Origin of the sequence: Streptomyces sp. NPDC092296 (genome assembly GCF_044755465.1) — a bacterium.
Lineage (GTDB): Bacteria > Actinomycetota > Actinomycetes > Streptomycetales > Streptomycetaceae > Peterkaempfera.
In genome coordinates, this window is the sequence record NZ_JBIVRB010000003.1 from 433,733 (window position 1) to 452,640 (window position 18,908).

The window sequence follows — 18,908 nt, forward strand, 5'->3', positions numbered from 1 at the left end:
GGACATGCGGTGGCCTTGGCAACGGGTGTGCGCGCCGCAGCGGCGGCGCTGGTGCTGCTGGCGACGGCCTGCGACGCGGGTGGCGGCAGCACGTCCGGCGGTCCGTTACGCGACCCGCTGTCCGGTACGACCGCCTCCGGCCCCGCCACGGCGTCCAGCCCGAGCCCGACGGCCACCCCGTACGGGCAGTCGCTCGCCGGCCTGGTCGACCCGGTCAGCGAGGCGCTGGGGCGTGCCGCCGCCGCGCGCAGCCTGTCCGACCTGGACAAGCGGCTGGACGACGTCCGCGACACCGCCCGTGCCGCCGCGCGCGGTCTCAATGACGCCGGGCCGCCGGACGACGCGGTGCAGCCGCACCGCGATCTGGTGGAGGCATTCGAACAGCTGGGCATCGACCTCGGCACGGTCCGGTCGGACATCGACGACGGACACTACTGCGCGACCTCCTCCGCGCTGGCCGGTCTCGGGGCCACCAAGGGACTGCGCGCGCTGCCCAAGGCGCTCGGCGCCCTGACGGCGGCCGGCTACCGGACGTCCTTCCACGCCCCGCGCACCGGCAAGCAGCAGAACCGCAGAAAGGCCACCGGCAGCTACATCCGCAGTGGCAGCCGCACCGGTCGCGGTCAGCTGACCGTGCAGAACGGCGGCGGCAGCGACGCGGTGATATCGCTGGTCAAGGGGGAGCAGACGGCGCACTCCGTCTATGTGCGCAAGGGGGCCGGCTTCAAGGTGGACGGCGTCCGCGACGGCACCTACACCGTCTACTTCACCAGCGGCTCCGACTGGGACGGCGCCACCCGGCAGTTCACTCGGGACTGCGGCTTCACCAAGTTCGACGACAAGCTGAAGTTCACCACGACCACCACCGCCACCCAGATCCGCTGGACCACCTGGAAGGTCTCCCTCCAGCCCGTGATCGGTGGCAACGCCAGCACCAGCAAGCTCAACCGCAACGCCTACCCCAAGCCGTGAGCGGGCCGCGAACCGGGCGCTCGGCTCACGGCCGGTAGCGGATCGGGTGGTCGGCCGGCACCTCCACCACGCAGATCCGCACCCCGTCCGGGTCGCTGATCCACATCTCCAGCAGCCCCCATGGCTCCCGGACCGGCTCCCGCAGCACCTCGACCCCCCGGTCGGCCAGCTCCCGGTGCACCGCCCGCACATCGGCCACCTGCATCCACAACTGCACCCCGGACCCGGCCCCGGTCGGCGCGGCGGAGTGCCCCGACACCTCCAGGAACCCGCCACCGAGGAAGAACACCGTGCCCCGCTCCGCGCCGGTGCCGAACTCCCGGTAGATCTCCAGCCCCAGCGCGTCGCGGTAGAAGGCACGGGTGCGCTCCGGATCGGCGGGGCGCAGCAGAATCCGGCTACTCAGTACATGGGCCACGGCCCGAGCCTAGTGGGGGCCGGCCGGGTTCGTAGGGGCCTGCGCCGGTTCGGCGGCCCCATCCCTCATCTGTGCTCAGTCGGGGGCAGCGCCCAGGCCGAGCCGGGGCCGTCCGCTACGGCAGCAGCCCCGTCCGGCGGGCCGTGACCACGGCCTCCAGCCGGGTGTGGGCACCCAGCTTGCGCATACCGGAGCGCAGATAGCCCTTGACCGTCTCGGGCCGCAGCCCCAGCAGCTGCGCGGCCTCGGCGTTGGTCGCCCCGGTGGCGACCTGCGCCAGCACGTCCAGCTCACGCGGCGAGAGCGGCGGCAGCGCCGCCGCCCCGGCGGCCGGGGAGCCGGCGGCGGCCAGCCGGGCGCACACCCCGTGCAGCCGCTCCCGGAGCAGCGGGTCGGTGACCTCCTGGGCCAGCCGCCGCAGCTCGCCGTGCGCGGCCCGCACGTCCTCCCAGGCCGCGCCGGACCCCGGCGCGGCGGCGGCCCACGCGGCGGCCTCCCGCTCGGCCCGCCGCTGCGCGTCCCGTACCGCCAGCGCCTGCTCCAGCTCGCGGGCCGCCCCCATCGCCGCGTCCAGCGTGCGGTCACCCAGCGGCAGCGGCTCCCGCAGCGCCCCGTACAGCACCGCCCGTACGCTGCGGCGCACCACCACCGGCACGGCGAGCACGGAGCAGAGCCCCTCGGCCCCCACCGCGCCGTCGTACTCATGGCTGATGCCACGGGCGGCCCGGTAGTCGGAGACCGCCAGCGGCCGGGTCAGCGCGACGGCCTTGCCGCCGAGCCCGCTGCCCGTGGTGATGGCCAGCCCGCGCAGCGCGCCGGTGGCCGTGCCGGAGAGTTCGGTGATCCGCAGCCGGTCACCCCCGGCCGCCAGTCCGGCGAACGCCACCGGCAGCCCGCTGGCCCGCCGCAGCCGCAGCAGGGTGGTGCGCAGTTCGGCCGCGTCGTCCATCGGTGCCCTCTTCCGCCCGCCACCCCCGTCCGGGGGTGGTGAGACCCGTGTCACAGGCTTCAGGATGCACCGTAACCGGGGGCACTGACTGGAGGAAACCCATGACCGAGACAGCGGGGACGGAGACGGCGGGGACGGCGGGGACGGCAGGGACGGGGACGGCGGGCGCCGAGGCGTTCCGGGCGGCACGCGACTTCCTGCTGGCGCACCGGGAGGACTGGGCCACCGCGCACCGGGACTTCCGCTGGCCGCGCCCGGCCGCCTTCAACTGGGCACTGGACTGGTTCGACACCATCGCCCGGGGCAATGACCGCACCGCGCTGTGGATCGTCGAGGAGGACGGTTCCGAGCGGCGCTGGTCCTTCGCCGAACTCTCCGACCGCTCCGACCGGGTCGCCAACTGGCTCACCGCGCGGGGGGTGCGCCCCGGCGACCGGATCATTCTGATGCTCGGCAACCAGGTCGAGCTGTGGGAGACCCTGCTCGCCGCGATGAAGCTGCGCGCCGTCGTCATCCCCACCACCACCCTGCTCGGCCCGGTCGACCTGCGGGACCGGGTGGAGCGCGGCGGCGGCCGCCATGTGGTGGCCCGCGCCGCCGACACCGCCACCTTCACCGAGGTGCCCGGCGACTACACCCGGATCGCGGTGGGCGACCCCGTCGACGGCTGGCTGCGGTACGCCGACGCGTACGACGCCCCCGCCGGGTTCACCCCCACCGGGCCGACCGGCGCCGACGACACCCTGCTGCTGTACTTCACCTCCGGCACCACCGCCCGCCCCAAGCTGGTCGAGCACACCCACACGTCCTACCCGGTGGGCCATCTGTCCACCATGTACTGGATCGGGCTGCGCCCCGGCGATGTGCACCTCAACATCTCCTCGCCGGGCTGGGCCAAGCACGCCTGGAGCAATGTCTTCGCCCCGTGGAACGCCGAGGCCACCGTCTTCATCCACAACTACCGGCGCTTCGACGCCGACCGGCTGCTGGCCGAGATGGCGCGCTGCGGCGTCACCAGCTTCTGCGCCCCGCCGACCGTCTGGCGGATGCTGATCCAGGCGGACCTGGGGCGGCTCGCCACCCCGCCGAGGATCGCGGTGGCGGCGGGGGAGCCGCTGAACCCGGAGGTGATCGAGCATGTCCGGCGCACCTGGGGGGTCACCGTCCGGGACGGCTTCGGGCAGAGCGAGACCTCCGTGCAGATCGCCAACAGCCCTGGGCAGCCGCTCAAGCCGGGTTCGATGGGCCGTCCCTCGCCGGGCTTTGACATCGCCCTGCTGGACCCGGTCACCGGCGCCCCGGGCGACGAGGGCGAGATCTGCCTGGAGCTGTCCGGGGAGCGCCCGGTCGGCCTGATGTCCGGCTATCTGGGCGACCCGGAGCGCACCGCCGAGGCGATGGCGGGCGGCTACTACCGGACGGGTGACATCGGGTCCCGCGACGCCGACGGATATATCACCTATATCGGTCGAAGTGATGATGTCTTCAAGGCGTCCGACTACAAGATCTCGCCCTTCGAGCTGGAGAGCGCCCTGCTGGAGCACGAGGCAGTGGCGGAGGCGGCGGTGGTCCCGGCCCCCGATCCGCTGCGGCTCGCCGTCCCCAAGGCGTATGTGGTGCTCGCCGCCGGCTGGCAGCCGGGTCCGGAGGCCGCCGCCGCGATCTTCGCCCACTCCCGCGCGGTGCTGGCCCCGTACAAGCGGGTGCGGCGGCTGGAGTTCGCCGGGCTGCCCAAGACCGTCTCCGGCAAGATCCGCCGGATCGAACTGCGCGACCGGGAGGACCAGGGCCTGGGCGCCGCCGCCGAGTACCGCGAGGAGGACTTCCGCTGACCGCCGGGCCGCCCGCCCTCTCGTACAGCGGCGGCGGCTCGGGCGTCCCACTGCCGCGCGGCACCGTCGGCCGCACCCCGGCCGGGAGGCCCCCGGGGTCGAGATGGCGAGCGGCCGCCGCCGGACGTACGGGTACTCGGCGGGATTTGCCTCTGAGGCACAAGGTTTGCCTCTGAGGCAGGCCGGGTGTGCACTGGACCCATGACCCGGAGCCCCGCGCCCGAGCCGCCCCCGAGGCGAGCCGCCGTACCGCAGCCGGCCGACCCCCTGGCCGGGCCGACCGCCGAGCCGACCGCCGACGCCCAGGTCGGGCCGGCCGGTGAAGCCGCCGCCGATCTGTCGGTCGCCGGGCTCGGTGCGCGGCTGCGTGAGCAGCGCCACCGCAGCGGGCTGACCCTGGAGGCCGCCGCCGGGCGGATCGGGCTCTCCCCGGCACATCTGTCCCGGCTGGAGACCGAGCGCCGCCAGCCGTCGCTGCCGGTACTGCTGGGCCTGTCCCGAGCATACGGGACCACGGTGGCCGAGCTGCTGGGCGAGGAGCCGCCGCAGCAGGAGCCGGTGATCCGGGGCGGCCGGATGGAGCCCGGCCGGGCCGGCGGCTGGAGCTACCGCCGGGCGGGCGCCCCCGACCGGGCCATGCAGGCACTGCGGGTGCGCATCCCGCCGAGCGTCCAGGACGCCGTGGTCCGGGTCCACCCGGGCGAGGAGTGGCTGTATGTGACCGGCGGGCTGCTGCGGCTCACCCTGGGCGAGACCGTGCACCTGCTGGAGCCCGGGGACGCCGCGCACTTCGACTCGCTCACCCCGCACCGGCTGGCCGCCGGGACCGCCGACGGGGTGGAGCTGCTCTTCGTCCACACGCTGCTGCACAGCCCGCTCGGCGGACTGTGCATCGGCCCCGCCGTCACGGCCCACTGAGGGCCGGTACGCCTCCGCGAGAGAGGACCGCCATGACCGCCGACGCCGGCACCGAGCCCAACGCCAACGCCAACGCAGACACCACCACCAGCACCAGCACCGACGCCTACCCCCGCCGCAACCCCGCCACCCCCGGGCGGCGGGCCGACAGCAACGCCGTGGAGAAGACCAACGGGCGCCGGGTCTACTGGCGGGCCTTCATCTACGTGGGCGCGGTGCACCTGTTCGCCGCGCTGCTCTTCGTGATGTTCGCGCTGGGCGACCGCCGCTGACCACCCGCCCGGCCGCCGCCGGATACGTTGGGCACCGAAGCATCCCCCACTTCGAGAGAAGGTGCCATGGCACAGCAGGTACGAGGCGTGGTCGCCCGGGGCAAGGGCGAGCCGGTGTCCGTCGAGACGATCCTGGTGCCCGACCCCGGTCCCGGCGAGGCGGTGGTCAAGGTGCAGGCGTGCGGCGTCTGCCACACCGACCTGCACTACCGCGAGGGCGGCATCAACGACGAGTTCCCCTTCCTGCTGGGCCATGAGGCGGCCGGTGTGGTGGAGTCGGTGGGGGCGGGGGTGACCGAGGTGGCCCCGGGCGACTTCGTGATCCTCAACTGGCGCGCGGTGTGCGGCCAGTGTCGCGCCTGTCGGCGCGGGCGCCCCTGGTACTGCTTCGACACCCACAACGCCAAGCAGCGGATGACGCTGGCGGACGGCACCGAGCTGACCCCGGCGCTGGGCATCGGCGCCTTCGCGGAGAAGACCCTGGTCGCCGCCGGGCAGTGCACCAAGGTCGACCCGGCGGCCTCGCCCGCCGCCGCCGGACTGCTGGGCTGCGGGGTGATGGCCGGGCTGGGCGCGGCGATCAACACCGGCGGCGTGGGGCGCGGCGACTCGGTCGCCGTCATCGGCTGCGGCGGCGTCGGCGGCGCGGCGCTGATGGGCGCGCACCTGGCGGGCGCGGCCAGGATCATCGCGGTGGACGTGGACGACCGCAAGTTGGAGACCGCGCGCCGGCTGGGCGCCACCCACACCGTCAACTCCCGCGCCGCCGACCCGGTGGCGGCCATCCGGGAGCTGACCGGCGGGCACGGCGCCGATGTGGTGATCGAGGCGGTGGGCCGCCCGGAGACGTACCAGCAGGCGTTCTACGCCCGCGACCTGGCCGGCACCGTGGTGCTGGTGGGGGTGCCCACCCCGGAGATGCAGCTTGAGCTGCCGCTGCTGGACGTCTTCGGGCGCGGCGGCGCGCTGAAGTCCTCCTGGTACGGCGACTGCCTGCCGTCCCGGGACTTCCCGATGCTGATCGACCTCTACCTCCAGGGCCGGCTGGACCTGGACGCCTTCGTCACCGGCACCACCGGTCTGGACGGCGTGGAGGAGGCGTTCGCCCGGATGCACGGCGGCGACGTGCTGCGCACCGTGGTGGTCCTCTGATGGCCGCCCGCATCGAGCAACTGGTCACCTCCGGCACCTTCGAACTGGACGGCGGCAGCTGGGAGGTCGACAACAACGTCTGGATCGTCGGCGACGACACCGAGGCGCTGGTGATCGACGCCGCCCATGACGCCGACGCCATCGCGGCGGCGGTCGGTGACCGGCGGCTGGTGGCGATCGTCAGCACCCACGCCCACAACGACCACATCGACGCGGCGCCCGCGCTGGCCGCGCGCACCGGGGCGCCGATCCTGCTGCACCCGGACGACCTGCCGCTGTGGCGGCAGACCCACCCGGACCGGGAGCCGGACGGCGAGCTGGCCGACGGGCAGGCGCTCACCGTGGCGGGTACCACCCTGACCGTGCTGCACACGCCGGGGCACGCGCCGGGCGCGGTCTGCCTGTACGCGCCGGAGCTGGGTACCGTCTTCACCGGTGACACCCTCTTCCAGGGCGGCCCGGGGGCCACCGGCCGGTCGTTCTCGGACTTCCCGACGATCGTCGACTCGATCCGGGAGCGGCTGCTGACCCTGCCGGCGCGGACGGTGGTCCGTACCGGCCACGGCGAGTCGACCACCGTCGGCGCCGAGGCGCCGCACCTCCAGGAGTGGATCGACCGGGGGCACTGAGTCACGGCGGTCACTGAGTCGCTGCGCTCACTGGGCCACGGCGGTCACTGAGTCACCGCAGTCAGTGGGCCACGGTGGCGGTCACGGAGAAGCCCGGCACGCGCCGGGCTTTTTCGCTGGCAATGTGATATCACTTTGACATCAGCTCATGGCATGGCGATCCGCCCGGGAGCCGGGCGGAGAAGGGGGATGTGCGATGTCCACCCACCAGGAAGAAACCGGTTCGATCGTCCCCACCGAGTACGTTCCCGACGTGCTGGGCGGCGGCGACGAGGTGCCCGAGCGCCCTGCCCACTCGGTCGGCGGCTATCTGCTGCTGCTCGGCGTCCTGCTGCTGATCGCCGTCGCCGCGACCGGCACCGCCCTGCTGGCCGGCGCCGACCGGCAGGGCCCGGCGGCCGCCGTCGCCGTGGTCGGCGGGCTGGCCGCCGTGCTGCTGCTCAGCGGCCTGGTCGTGGTCAACCCCAACGAGGCCCGGGTGCTCCAGATGTTCGGCCGCTACTCCGGCACCCTGCGCAGCGACGGCTTCCACGCCGTCAACCCGTTCACCTCCAAGACCCGGGTCTCGCTGCGGGTGCGCAACTTCGAGAGCTCGGTGCTCAAGGTCAACGACCTCGACGGCACCCCGGTGGAGATCGCCGCCGTGGTGGTGTGGAAGGTGGAGTCCCCGGCCGCCGCGGTCTTCCAGGTCGACGACTACGAGCGGTACGTCACCACCCAGGCCGAGACCGCCGTCCGCCACCTGGCCACCTCCTACCCGTACGACGCCGAGGACGGCAGGCCGTCGCTGCGCTCCGGTCTCGACCTGGGCGACGAGATGGGCGCCGAGGTGCAGGAGCGGGTGGCCCGCGCCGGGGTGCGGGTGCTGGAGTGCCGGATCACCCACCTCGCGTACGCGCCGGAGATCGCACAGGCGATGCTCCAGCGCCAGCAGGCGGGCGCCGTGGTCGCCGCCCGCACCCGTATCGTGCAGGGTGCCGTCGGCATGGTGGAGATGGCGCTCGATCAGCTCAACGAGCGCGGTGTGGTGGAGCTGGACGAGGAGCGCAAGGCGTCCATGGTCAGCAATCTGCTGGTGGTGCTCTGCGGCGACCGCAGCACCCAGCCCGTGGTCAACGCCGGCTCCCTCTACCAGTGACCCACCAGTGACGGCGCGATGCCGGTGATGGCGCGGCGGTCGGCGGCGGGGTGCCGCCGACCGCCGTGTGAGCGAGGAGGACAGCGGTGGCCGAGCGGAAGAAGTTCCTGCTGCGGATCGATCCCAAGGTGCACGACGCCCTCCAGCGCTGGGCCGATGACGAGCTGCGCAGCCTGAACGCGCACATCGAGTTCCTGCTGCGGCGCTCCCTCGACCAGGCGGGGCGCGCCGTACGCGACGCCCCGCCGCCGCGCCGGGGCCGGCCGCCCAGGGACCGCGCCGCCGAGGCGGACCCTGCGGCGGCCGTACCGGACCTGCCAACCGAGGAGTGACCGGGCCGGTCCGGGCGTCAGCCCGGACCGGCCTGCTCCGTGTTCTCCTCCGTACGTTCGTTGTTCTCCTCCGTACGTTCGTTCTCCCCCGTACGTTCCGCCGTGGGGCCCTGCTCCGCGAGCTGCCCCGCCGCCCACTCGGCCCACTCCCGCTGCATCCGCATGAAGCGCAGCCCCCACTCCAGGGTCAGCCGGCCGTAGACCGCCAGTGAGTCCGCCTCCCAGTCGATCGACTTCTCCAGCTCGCGCAGCCCCTGGAGCCGCTCACCGGCCAGCTCGGCCTCACGCTCCAGATAGGCGCGGCCCTGCTCCGGCCCGACCTGGTCGAGGAAGAAGACCCGCAGCAGGGTGTCGCTGCGCCGGTTCCGCTCGGGTTCAACCTCCAGCAGCCAGTGGCGCAGTTCGTCGCGCCCCTGCTGGGTGATGGCGTACTCCTTGCGCCCACGCGGCCCCTCGGCGCTCACCGTGACCAGTCCGGCGGCGGCCAGCCGGTTCAGCTCGGTGTAGAGCTGGCTCTGGGTGGCGGGCCAGACGTTGGCCAGTGAGGTCTGGAAGGTGCGGAGCAGGTCGTATCCGCTGCCGGAGTGGCCGGACAGCAGTCCGAGGACGGCGTGGCGAAGACTCATGGGGCGATCCTAACATTCCACTGTTGACAGGTCGAGAGAGGAGGTTTTATCTTCGACATGTCAGCACTGGAATATGAGGAGTCCGGAGATGCGCTTCCTGCGAACCTTCCTGCCGTGGATCGCCTTCGCCGTCATCGCCACCAAGGGCGACTGGCGGTATGGCGCCACCGCCGCGCTGCTGATCGCCGCCTGGCTGCTGGCGGGGGACTTCCGGGCCGGGCGCGGCGCGAACCAGTTGGTGATGGAGCTGAGCGGGGCCCTGTTCTTCGCGGCGGTCACCGCGTTCTCCTGGATCGCGCCGCACTCCGCGCTCAACCCCTACGGCCCCGCGCTCTCGCTGGGCTGGCTCGCCGTCACCGCCTGGGGCTCGCTGGCCCTGCGCCGTCCCTTCACCCTCGGCATCGCCCGCACCATGACGCCGCCCGAGGTCTGGCAGCGCCCCGAGTTCCACCGCGCCAATGTGGTGATCGCCACGGTGTGGGCGCTCTCCTTCACCGTCACCGCCGGAGCGCTCGCCGTCCTGCTGGCCGGCTACCCGCATGCCACCGCCGCCGTCATCGCCGTCAAGGTGCTGGGCTTCGCGGTGCCGATCAGCCACACGCTGCGCGCTTCCAGGGCCGGGGCCGCTCGCGCCGCCGCCCGGTCCGCCGCTGCCCAGCCCACCGCCGCGCCCGCCGACTCCGCTCGCTGACCCGCCCCGCCGAGACCGGCCGCCGAGACCCACCGCCGAAACCCACCGCCGAGACCGGCCGTCAAGACCCGCCCCAGGAACGGAGCCCTCGCCATGACCGAGCAGCAGACCGCCACCCCGTACTACCTCGACGGCCACCTGGCCCCCGTCCCCGACGAGACCGACGCCGCCGGGCTGGAGGTGGTCGGCACCCTGCCGCCCGAGCTGGACGGCCGCTATCTGCGCAACGGCCCCAACCCGCTGGCCGGGCAGGACCGGGGCCACTGGTTCGCCGGCCACGGCATGATCCACGGCGTCCGGCTGCGCGACGGCCGGGCCGAGTGGTACCGCAACCGCTGGGTCCGCACCCGCAAGCTGGCCGGAGACCCCTTCCGCCGCGAGGACGGCACCCTCGACCTGGCCGCCAACCCCGCCAACACCCATGTGGTGCAGCACGGCGAGAAGCTGCTCGCCCTCTGCGAGACCGGCCTGCCCTACCGGCTGACCCCCGAGCTGGACACCCTGGGCCCGGACGACTTCGGCGGCCGGCTGCGCACCGGGATGACCGCCCACCCCAAGGAGGACCCGCACACCGGTGAGCTGCACTTCTTCGGCTACGGCTTCCTCCCGCCGTACCTGGTCCACCACCGGCTGTCCGCCGACGGGGAGTTGGTGGAGAGCCGCGAGGTCAGGGTGCCGGGGGCCACGATGATGCACGACTTCGCGATCACCGAGCACCATGTGGTCTGGCTGGACCTGCCGGTGGTCTTCGACCGCACCCTGGTCGGCGGCGGGATGCCCTACCGCTGGGACGAGGGCTACGGCGCCCGGCTCGGGGTGATGCCGCGTACCGGCAGCGCCGAGGTGACCTGGTACGACATCGACCCCTGCTATGTCTTCCACGTCGGCAACGCCCATGAGGACACCGACGGCAATGTGGTGGTGGACGGGGTGCGCTACGCCCCCGACGTCTTCACGGCCATGTGGTCGCGGATGGGCGGTGCCGTCGACCCGGCGGCCGCGGCCGCCACCACCGGCGCCGGACATCTGCACCGCTGGACGCTCCCGGCGGGCGGTGGCCCGGTGCGTGAGGAGCGGTTGGACGACCGGGGGGTGGAGTTCCCCACCCATGACGACACCAGGACCGGCCGCGCCCACCGCTATCTGTGGACGGTCTCGGACGACTCGCTGGTCAAGTACGACCTGCGGAGCGGCGCGGCCCGCGAGCACCGGCTCGGTGAGCCGAGCGTCCCGGGCGAGGCCGTGTTCGTCCCCGCCGCCGGGGGGCGCGCGGAGGACGAGGGCTGGCTGCTGTCGCTGGTCTCCGACCGGGCGGCCGGACCGGCGCGGCTGCTGGTGCTGGACGCCGCCGACCTGACCGTCCAGGCCGAGGTGCGGCTGCCGCGCGCGGTGCCGGCCGGCTTCCACGGCGGCTGGTTCCCGGAGACCGGGCGGATGTGACCGCGCTCGTACGCCGACCCCCGGTACCCGGCCGGGGGTCGCGGCGTGCCTTGCCCGGCGGCGGCGGCGCTGGTTGGATCTCTTGGGAGCGCTCCCATTGGACTATGCCGCAGGCACCTGCCAGCGGCCTCAGGAAGGACCCGGCCCATGCCACTGCACCCCCGGACCGGCGCCATCCGGCGGTCGCCGATCATCCGTGGCTATCTGCCCACCGACCGCCGGGACGTGTACGAGGTCTGCCTGCGCACCGCCGCTGCGGGCGGCGACGCCACCGGGATCTACCGCGACCCCGATCTGATGGGCGACAACTTCGCCGGGCCCTATCTGCACCTGGAACCGGAGCTGGCCTTCGTGCTGGACGACGGCGGCCGGGTGGTCGGATACGTCCTCGGCACCTCCGACACCGCCGCCTTCGCCGTCGCCTTCCGCCGGGCCTGGCTGCCCCGGGTAGCCGATCGCCACCCGGCCCCGGCCGGGACGCCCAGTGGCCCGGACGAGGAGATGGCCGCCCTGCTGCACCGGCCCGAGCGCATGATCGTCCCCGAGCTGCGGGACTATCCGGCCCATCTGCACATCGACCTGCTGCCGGACTACCAGCGGGCCGGCTACGGCCGGGCCCTGCTGCTCACCTTCCTCGGCGCGGCCCGCCGGGCGGGCGCCGAGCGGGTCCACCTCGGGATGCTCACCGAGAACACCGGTGCCCGCGCCTTCTACGACCGGCTCGGCTTCCATCAGATCGACGTGCCGGACCCCGGTCCGCTCAGCTACCTCGGCCGCTCCACCGAGGCCGACGGCTGACCCTGCCGCTTGCTCCGCGCGGGCAGCCGTGGAACGCTCGACGGCAGGCACCGCGCAGACGAAGGGGGACGCGATGGCCGCCCGCCCGCCCCGCCTCCCCGCCTGCCGCCCGGTCAGCCCCGCGCTCACCGTGCGCCGTCATATCGACCTGCTCCGCATCTGCGGCTCCTGCTGTCGCTGACGCCCGCCCCGACGCCGCGTCAGCCACAACGGAATCCGCAGAAGGAGCGCACCCCCATGCAGTTCACCGTCTCGTCCCTGGTCGGCAACGGCCCCGACCCGGTCACCGGCCGGGTCCGCACCCCGCACGACAAGCTGCACAACGTCCTCGACCAGGCGGTGCTCGCCGAGCGGCTCGGCTACGACGGCTACGGCGTCGGTGAGCGCCACGGCGAGCCCTTCCTGTCGCCCGCGCCGCCGGTGCTGCTGAGCGCGATAGCCGTCCGTACCAGCCGCATCCGGCTGTTCACCACGGTCACCGTGCTCAGCATCCTGGACCCGGTACGGGTCGCGGAGGACTACGCCATGGTCGACCAGCTCTCCGGCGGCCGGCTGGAACTGATCATCGGCAAGGGCAACGACCCGCGCCACTTCGGCCTCTTCGGGCTGGACGAGCGGCACCAGTGGGACTACCTGGCGGAGAACTACGGCCTGCTGCGCCGGCTGTGGCGGGAGGAGAAGGTCAGCTGGCAGGGCACCCACCGCCCCGCCCTGCACGAGGTGACCACCCACCCCCGGCCGTTCCAGGACCCGATCCCGGTCTGGCACGGCAGCGCCACCAGCGAGCAGTCCACCGAGCTGGCCGCCCGCCACGGCGACCCGATCTTCTCCGCCAACAGCTTCCACCCGCTGGAGAAGTACCGGGCGCTGGTCGACCACTACCGGGAGCGCTGGGAGCACCACGGGCACCGCCCCGAGGACGCCAGGGTGGGCGCCGGGTTCGGCGGCCTCTTCGTGGCCCGCCGGTCGCAGGACGCGGTGGAGGGCTTCCGCCCGTACTGGAACGCGCTGTTCAACTCGGCCGCCGGCCGGCACAACAACTCGCCGTTCGCCACCCTGGAGGACGCCCTGGAGCGCGGCTCGGCGCTGGTCGGCAGTCCGCAGCAGGTGATCGAGAAGATCCACCGCTACCACGAGGCGTTCGGCAACGAGGTGGTCGGCATCGGCGTCGACTCCCTCACCGAGGACGTCCAGCGCGAGCAGTTGGAGCTGTTCGCCGCCGAGGTCGCCCCGGTGATCCGGCGGGAGATCCCGGACCCGGTCCGCGCCGCCTGACCGCCCTCGCCGGGCCCCCGCGCGGGCGGGGCGCCCGGCCGCCCGGGGCAGCGGTTCCGCCCGATGGTTGAAAGTCGAATAAAACTGCACTACCGTGGATTTTGTTGAAGGCTAAACCTTTGGAGGACACCATGGGCCTGTTCAACCGCACCAGCACCCCCGAGACCGCCCCCGCCCCGGCGCCCGGCGTCGACCTGTCCGCGCTGACCGGCGAATACACCATCGACCCCACCCACAGCAGCATCGGCTTCTCGGTACGGCACGCCATGGTCACCACGGTGCGCGGGAAGTTCACCGAGTACGAGGGCAAGCTGACGCTGGACGGGACCGACCCGGCCCGCTCCTCCGCCGAGCTGACCATCAAGGTGGCCAGCATCGACACCAACCAGCAGCAGCGCGACGAGCACCTGCGCACCGGCGACTTCTTCGAGGCCGAGACCCACCCGGAGATCACCTTCCGCAGCACCGCCGCCGAGCGGGTGGACGACGAGACGTACCGGCTCACCGGCGACCTCACCATCAAGGGCACCAGCCGCCCGGTCACCCTCGACCTGACCTTCAACGGCTCCGCCACCGACCCGTACGGCAACCTCCGGGTCGGCTTCGAGGGCGGCGCCCAGATCAACCGCAGCGACTGGGGCCTGACCTACAACGCGGCCCTGGAGGGCGGCGGTGTGCTGATCAGCGACAAGGCCAAGCTGACGCTGGACGTCTCCGCGATCAAGGCCGCCTGAGGCCGCCTGCCGCGAGCACGCCGACGGCCGCCGCCCACCGGGACTCCGGTGCGCGGCGGCCGTCCTCCGTACCCGCCTGCGGACCGCCGGTCAGCGGCCGGGGACCGGCACGCCACCCTCGACGGTGAGCCGGTCGATCTCCGCCAGCTCCGCGTCGGAGAAGTCGGCGCCGCCCAGGGCGGCGAGGTTCTGCTCCAGCTGCGCGACGCTGCTGGCGCCGATCAGCACCGACGTCACCCGCTGGTCGCGCAGCAGCCAGGTCAGCGCCAGCTGCGCCAGGGTCTGGCCGCGCTCCCCGGCGATCCGGTTGAGGCCGCGCAGCAGGGTCAGCTTCTGCTCGGTCAGCGCGTCACGGGTCAGGAAGTGCCCCACCGCCATCCGGGAGTCCGCCGGGACGCCGTCCAGGTACCGGTCGGTGAGCAGGCCCTGCGCCAGCGGCGAGAACGCGATCACCCCGGCCCCGACCTCGTCCGACCGCTCGATCAGGCCGCCCTCGATGCCCCGGTTGAGGATCGAGTACGGGTGCTGGTTGATCAGCAGCGGCGTACCCAGGTCGCGCAGGATCGCCGCGCCCTCGGCCATCTGCTCCGGGCTGTAGTTGGACAGGCCCGCGTACAGCGCCTTGCCCTGGCGCACCGCCGACGCGAGGGCGCCCATGGTCTCCTCGAGCGGGGTGTCCGGGTCGGGGCGGTGCGAGTAGAAGACGTCGACGTAGTCCAGGCCCATCCGGTCCAGCGACTGGTCCAGGCTGGCCAGCAGGTACTTGCGCGAACCCCACTCGCCGTACGGGCCGGGCCACATGTCGTAGCCGGCCTTGGTGGCGATGAACAGCTCGTCGCGGTACGGGCGGAAGTCGGCGGCGAAGTGCCGGCCGAAGTTGGCCTCGGCGGAGCCGTACGGCGGGCCGTAGTTGTTGGCCAGGTCGAAGTGGGTGATGCCCGCGTCGAAGGCGCGGCGGAGCACGGCCCGCTGCGTCTCCAGCGGGGCGGTGTCACCGAAGTTGTGCCACAGGCCCAGCGAGACGGTGGGCAGCAGCACGCCGCTGCGGCCGCTGCGGCGGTAGCGCATGCTGTCGTAGCGGTCGTCGGCTGCGCGGTACGGGGGTGGGACGGGCATGGTCTTCCTGTTCACAGAGAGGCGACGGGCGGCAGGGTCAAGCTACTACGCACGCTCGAACAACAGTGAACAACGGGCACGTCAAGACGGTCGGCGGGCGCCTGGCAGGATGGCCGGTGTGACGATCACCCGAGCAGGCCGGCCGTGCACCGTCGTCGTCTGCCGGGGGTGCTGCTGCGGCTCCGCCCGCAAGCACCCCGGTACCGACCACGACGGCCAGCTCGACCGGCTGCGGCGGGCAGCGGCCGAGTCCGGGGGAGCGCTGGCGGTACGCACCACGGACTGCCTCGGACCGTGCGAGCGGGCCAACGTCCTGGTGGTCCAGCCCTCCACCCGGGGCCGCATCCGGGGCGGCCGTGCGGAGTGGCTCGGCTGGGCCCTCGACGAGGACGTCATCGCGGACGTCATCTCCTACACCCTCGCCGGCGGCCCGGGTCTCACCCCCGCCCCCACCACCCTCGACCTCCACCGCATCCCCCGCCCCTGACCCCCCGGGGGGAGGGGAACCCTGCACGACCGCACTTTGCAAGCGGACGGTGACCATGCAGCTCCGCAGGGGCGCGAGGAACTGCGCGAGAAACCCTGCACGACCGCACTTTGCAAGCGTGCAGCGACCATGCAGCTCCTCAGGGGCGCGAGGAACTGCGCGAGAAACCCTGCACGACCGCACTTTGCAAGTGAACAGTGACCATGCAGCTCCTCAGGCACTGCCGGGGTCCGCTGCGAGGAATCGTGCGCCTCGGTATCGGGTTGGTCGCGCAGTTCCTCGCGCCCCTGGGGTGGTGCCGGGTTGGTCGAGTGCGCGGGTTGGGGTTGTGGTGGGTTGGTCGCGCAGTTCCTCGCGCCCCTGGGGTGGTGCGGGGCTGGTCGAGTGCGCGGGTTTGGGTTGGTCGCGGCCCCGTTCAGGGGAGGACGTCGAGGTTGGCGGCGCGGGCCTCGACCGCCGCCGCCTCGGCGTGCAGCGCCCGCCGCCGCCGGACCAGCACGACGGCCGACGCCGCCGCCGCAGTGCCGACGGCGGCGAGGCCCAGGCCGGGCCGGGCCAGGCCGCCGCCGAGCAGGTGGTCCAGCGAGTAGCGGCCCGGCCCGGTCAGGGCGAGCGCACCGGACGCGGCGCCCAGCAGGATCGGGTACTCCATGCCGCCGCCGGCCGCGAAGAAGCCGTTCGGGGCGTGCACCGCAGCGGCCGCCACCATGGTGCCCAGCCCCGCCGCACCGGCCGCCGGGGTCGCCAGCCCGAGGGCCAGCAGGGTGCCGCCGCCCGCTTCGCCCAGCCCGGCGGCGAGTGCGTTGCGGTGGCCGGGCCGGAAGCCCATCGAGTCCATGGCGGCAGCCGACCCGTCGAGGCCGCCGCCGCCCAGCCAGCCGAAAAGCTTCTGCACGCCGTGCGCGGCCAGCGTGCCGCCGAGCGCGCCGCGCAGTGCCAGCAGGCCGAGGTCTCGCGCGTTCCCACAGGTCATCGCCAAGCCTCCCAACGTGGTTGCGGTGGCCCGATCAGGCGGCCACCCTTCGCACCGTAACCCGATCGGCCCACCGCTGCCCCTCGGCCCGGACCCGCTCCTCGGCCCGGACCCGCCCGCCGACGCCGGTCCGCCGCTTGGCCGAAGCGGCCCGCTGCGGCTCGTCCCCTCTATAGGGGCCCACAGGGAGGCGCGGTCGCGGCCTCGCCCGGCAAAACGGTTGCTCCGGATGGGGGACAGCCACCCGGAACCCGGCCGGGAGCACCCCGATCGTGTGCCGCACGCCACCCCCGGCGGGGTCGGAGAGGGCCCGGTGAGGTGATGCCGCTCACAGGCCCCGGGGCGTCAACGAAGCGCGGTAGTTGATGCGGCGACTGCGAAACGCCTCTCATCGGATCTTCATCCGGACGAAGCCGGGCCAGGTGGGGCAGCAGACCCCAGCCGAAGGGCATCCGAGCAGGTCAGCGGCGTACGCCAGCAGATTTCGCAAATTTCGAGGCCCTAGGTTTGAGGGTGCCGAGGCCGGGTACCTCCCGCCGCCCGCCGGGGTCGGCCGGGACGGTTCGCCTACGATCGGCGGCCGTAGCAACGCCTCTTGGCTCCGCCCGGAGAGCGGGCTAAGACTTGCCCCAGTTGCTAGGCGCCCCGCTCACCGCACCGCCCGATCCCCCGGGCAGCGGACCCCTGCGGGGCGTGCCCGTCCGGCACCAACCGAAACCGGCGTGCCCACGGTTCCGACGCCACCGAGGCTGCTGCGGCCCACCGCCGCGCTGCCGCCGTGCGAGTCGGAGCCGAGCCAACCGATTGAGGTCTCTCCCCCCATGCGTCTTACCTCCATGACCGGCCTGCGCCGGAGTACCGCCCTCGTCCTGACCGCCGCCGGCCTGGCTTCGGCCGCCGCGATGGCCGTCCCGGCGAGCGCCTCGGCGGCCACCGCCCCGGTGTCCGCCCACCAGGCCCACGTCGCGCACCTGGCGCACCTGAGCCACCTGCACAAGCTGCACGTCGCGCACCTGAACACCCAGGCCCGCGTGGCTGCCAACCAGGCGTCCGCCGCCGAGCAGACCCGGCTGCACAAGCTGCACATCGCGCACCTGAACACCAAGGCCCGGGTCGCCGCCAACGAGGCGTCCCGTGCGGCGTCCCGCGCCCCGCTGGCCAGCACCAGCTGGAACGGCGACACCAGCGCCGCCGCCGTCAAGGCCCTGGCCCGCAGCATGGTCCCGGCCGGCCAGTGGGAGGCGTTCAACGCCATCATCACCCACGAGAGCGACTGGAACATCCACGCCACCAACGGCTCCTCCGGCGCCTACGGCCTGCCGCAGGCCCTGCCGGGCTCCAAGATGGCGTCGGCCGGTTCCGACTGGGCGAACAACCCGGTCACCCAGATCAAGTGGGCCCTGTCCTACATGAACGACCGCTACGGCAGCCCGAACGCCGCCTGGTCCTTCTGGCAGACCCACCACTGGTACTGATCGGCACCCCGGTCGCCGGCGCTTCACCACGGCTGCGCCCCGCCTCCCCCCGACCGGGGGAGCGGGGCGCAGCCGTGCGTGCGCGCGTGGTCAGCCGATCGGCTCCAGGCGGCCGCTGTGCAGCTCGCCGACCCGGCCGCCCTCGCCCTCGTACGTCCAGAAGACCCGTACGGTGAGCGCGCCGAGGTCCATCACATGGCTGACGGTGAGGCCGCTGCGCTCGGTCCAGTTGACGAAGTAGACGTCCGGTGCGATCTGCGCCACATGCAGCGCCACGTCGTCGTGCTGCCCCGCCGATTCGCCCAGCCCCTCCCAGCTCAGCCGGCCGCCGTCGGCGGAGTAGGTGTTGCGGAACTCCGCGCCGTTGTCGACGCGGAAGAGGTAGGTGCGGCCGGCGAAGGCCGGCGGCGGTGCGCTGTCGCTCATTGCTCGTGAGGCTCCTGTCCGGCGGCGGGCGGCGAGGACGGCCGCCCGCCGTGACGATATCGCGGGCGGCGGGTGGTACCGGGTGTCCGGCCCGCTGCGCGTACAACCGTCGACCCCCGCTGATCGGCGGGGGTCGTTTCCCCCTGCGCGGCGATCGGTGCCGCCCTGCGGCGGGCGAAGCTGGGTAGGGGACAGGCCGACGGCACTGCCGTCGTCGGCCGGGACGCGGAGGACGCTCTGCGGCTCCTGCTCGCG

General features: G+C 73.4%; 21 protein-coding genes. 15 read left to right on the forward strand and 6 right to left on the reverse strand.

All coding sequences use genetic code 11. From position 1 onward, the window contains the following. Positions 1-9 precede the first annotated feature (9 nt). Positions 10-972: a hypothetical protein gene (locus ACIQGZ_RS12325; RefSeq protein WP_402601234.1), complete on the forward strand. Its 963-nt coding sequence runs from the start codon at positions 10-12 to the stop codon at positions 970-972. A 25-nt stretch (positions 973-997) separates the two neighbouring features. Here the strand turns inward: ACIQGZ_RS12325 and ACIQGZ_RS12330 are convergent, their stop codons facing one another. Both ACIQGZ_RS12330 and ACIQGZ_RS12335 read right to left on the reverse strand, forming a co-directional pair. Further along, complete coding sequence (locus tag ACIQGZ_RS12330) at positions 998-1,390, reverse strand: VOC family protein (protein WP_402601235.1); 393 nt, start codon at positions 1,388-1,390, stop codon at positions 998-1,000. Between the two features lie 115 nt (positions 1,391-1,505). Continuing rightward, positions 1,506-2,339 (reverse strand): response regulator transcription factor, encoded by an 834-nt coding sequence (locus tag ACIQGZ_RS12335; protein WP_402601237.1) that lies wholly within the window; start codon positions 2,337-2,339, stop codon positions 1,506-1,508. A 101-nt stretch (positions 2,340-2,440) separates the two neighbouring features. On the opposite strand from ACIQGZ_RS12335, the gene ACIQGZ_RS12340 reads away from it, so the two are divergent. The 7 genes from ACIQGZ_RS12340 (at position 2,441) to ACIQGZ_RS12370 (ending at position 8,612) form a co-directional block, all read left to right on the forward strand. Then, positions 2,441-4,171 (forward strand): AMP-binding protein, encoded by a 1,731-nt coding sequence (locus ACIQGZ_RS12340; protein WP_402601239.1) that lies wholly within the window; start codon positions 2,441-2,443, stop codon positions 4,169-4,171. A gap of 201 nt (positions 4,172-4,372) precedes the next feature. Further along, positions 4,373-5,089, forward strand: coding sequence for a helix-turn-helix domain-containing protein (locus tag ACIQGZ_RS12345; RefSeq protein ID WP_402601241.1), 717 nt, complete (start codon positions 4,373-4,375; stop codon positions 5,087-5,089). A gap of 32 nt (positions 5,090-5,121) precedes the next feature. Beyond that, positions 5,122-5,361, forward strand: a complete 240-nt coding sequence (locus ACIQGZ_RS12350) for a DUF6126 family protein (protein WP_402601243.1) — start codon at positions 5,122-5,124, stop codon at positions 5,359-5,361. A gap of 66 nt (positions 5,362-5,427) precedes the next feature. Then, a complete protein-coding gene (locus ACIQGZ_RS12355) occupies positions 5,428-6,513 on the forward strand; it encodes an S-(hydroxymethyl)mycothiol dehydrogenase (protein WP_402601244.1) in 1,086 nt (361 codons plus the stop codon). Next, positions 6,513-7,142, forward strand: coding sequence for an MBL fold metallo-hydrolase (locus tag ACIQGZ_RS12360; protein ID WP_402601245.1), 630 nt, complete (start codon positions 6,513-6,515; stop codon positions 7,140-7,142). Before ACIQGZ_RS12355 ends, ACIQGZ_RS12360 begins: the two co-directional genes overlap by 1 nt. 196 nt (positions 7,143-7,338) lie before the next feature. After that, positions 7,339-8,280: an SPFH domain-containing protein gene (locus ACIQGZ_RS12365; protein ID WP_402601247.1), complete on the forward strand. Its 942-nt coding sequence runs from the start codon at positions 7,339-7,341 to the stop codon at positions 8,278-8,280. An 86-nt stretch (positions 8,281-8,366) separates the two neighbouring features. Then, positions 8,367-8,612: a toxin-antitoxin system HicB family antitoxin gene (locus tag ACIQGZ_RS12370; protein ID WP_402601248.1), complete on the forward strand. Its 246-nt coding sequence runs from the start codon at positions 8,367-8,369 to the stop codon at positions 8,610-8,612. A gap of 17 nt (positions 8,613-8,629) precedes the next feature. Here the strand turns inward: ACIQGZ_RS12370 and ACIQGZ_RS12375 are convergent, their stop codons facing one another. Next, positions 8,630-9,238 carry a PadR family transcriptional regulator gene (locus ACIQGZ_RS12375; RefSeq protein ID WP_402601249.1) on the reverse strand — a complete coding sequence of 203 codons (609 nt, stop codon included), beginning with the start codon at positions 9,236-9,238 and terminating at the stop codon, positions 8,630-8,632. An 88-nt stretch (positions 9,239-9,326) separates the two neighbouring features. On the opposite strand from ACIQGZ_RS12375, the gene ACIQGZ_RS12380 reads away from it, so the two are divergent. From ACIQGZ_RS12380 to ACIQGZ_RS12400, 5 genes are all read left to right on the forward strand, one after another. After that, a complete protein-coding gene (locus ACIQGZ_RS12380; RefSeq protein ID WP_402601250.1) occupies positions 9,327-9,929 on the forward strand; it encodes a hypothetical protein in 603 nt (200 codons plus the stop codon). Between the two features lie 93 nt (positions 9,930-10,022). Then, positions 10,023-11,369: a carotenoid oxygenase family protein gene (locus tag ACIQGZ_RS12385; RefSeq protein ID WP_402601251.1), complete on the forward strand. Its 1,347-nt coding sequence runs from the start codon at positions 10,023-10,025 to the stop codon at positions 11,367-11,369. A gap of 147 nt (positions 11,370-11,516) precedes the next feature. Continuing rightward, a complete protein-coding gene (locus tag ACIQGZ_RS12390) occupies positions 11,517-12,167 on the forward strand; it encodes a GNAT family N-acetyltransferase (RefSeq protein WP_402601253.1) in 651 nt (216 codons plus the stop codon). 237 nt (positions 12,168-12,404) lie between these two features. Then, positions 12,405-13,442, forward strand: a complete 1,038-nt coding sequence (locus ACIQGZ_RS12395) for an LLM class flavin-dependent oxidoreductase (protein WP_402601255.1) — start codon at positions 12,405-12,407, stop codon at positions 13,440-13,442. Between the two features lie 131 nt (positions 13,443-13,573). Beyond that, complete coding sequence (locus tag ACIQGZ_RS12400; protein ID WP_402601477.1) at positions 13,574-14,176, forward strand: YceI family protein; 603 nt, start codon at positions 13,574-13,576, stop codon at positions 14,174-14,176. A gap of 90 nt (positions 14,177-14,266) precedes the next feature. On the opposite strand, the gene mgrA is transcribed toward ACIQGZ_RS12400, so the two are convergent. Continuing rightward, complete coding sequence (gene mgrA, locus ACIQGZ_RS12405; protein ID WP_402601257.1) at positions 14,267-15,292, reverse strand: L-glyceraldehyde 3-phosphate reductase; 1,026 nt, start codon at positions 15,290-15,292, stop codon at positions 14,267-14,269. A gap of 109 nt (positions 15,293-15,401) precedes the next feature. Between mgrA and ACIQGZ_RS12410 the strand changes: the two genes are divergently transcribed. Beyond that, positions 15,402-15,779: a (2Fe-2S) ferredoxin domain-containing protein gene (locus ACIQGZ_RS12410; protein ID WP_402601259.1), complete on the forward strand. Its 378-nt coding sequence runs from the start codon at positions 15,402-15,404 to the stop codon at positions 15,777-15,779. 415 nt (positions 15,780-16,194) lie between these two features. Here ACIQGZ_RS12410 and ACIQGZ_RS12415 read toward each other — a convergent pair whose 3' ends face one another. Further along, positions 16,195-16,752: a DoxX family protein gene (locus ACIQGZ_RS12415; RefSeq protein ID WP_402601260.1), complete on the reverse strand. Its 558-nt coding sequence runs from the start codon at positions 16,750-16,752 to the stop codon at positions 16,195-16,197. 821 nt (positions 16,753-17,573) lie between these two features. On the opposite strand from ACIQGZ_RS12415, the gene ACIQGZ_RS12420 reads away from it, so the two are divergent. Then, on the forward strand, positions 17,574-18,227 hold the full coding sequence (locus ACIQGZ_RS12420) for a transglycosylase SLT domain-containing protein (RefSeq protein ID WP_402601262.1): 654 nt from the start codon (positions 17,574-17,576) through the stop codon (positions 18,225-18,227). Positions 18,228-18,317: 90 nt separating this feature from the next. On the opposite strand, the gene ACIQGZ_RS12425 is transcribed toward ACIQGZ_RS12420, so the two are convergent. Next, positions 18,318-18,653 carry a MoaF-related domain-containing protein gene (locus ACIQGZ_RS12425; protein WP_402601263.1) on the reverse strand — a complete coding sequence of 112 codons (336 nt, stop codon included), beginning with the start codon at positions 18,651-18,653 and terminating at the stop codon, positions 18,318-18,320. Positions 18,654-18,908: the final 255 nt, after the last annotated feature.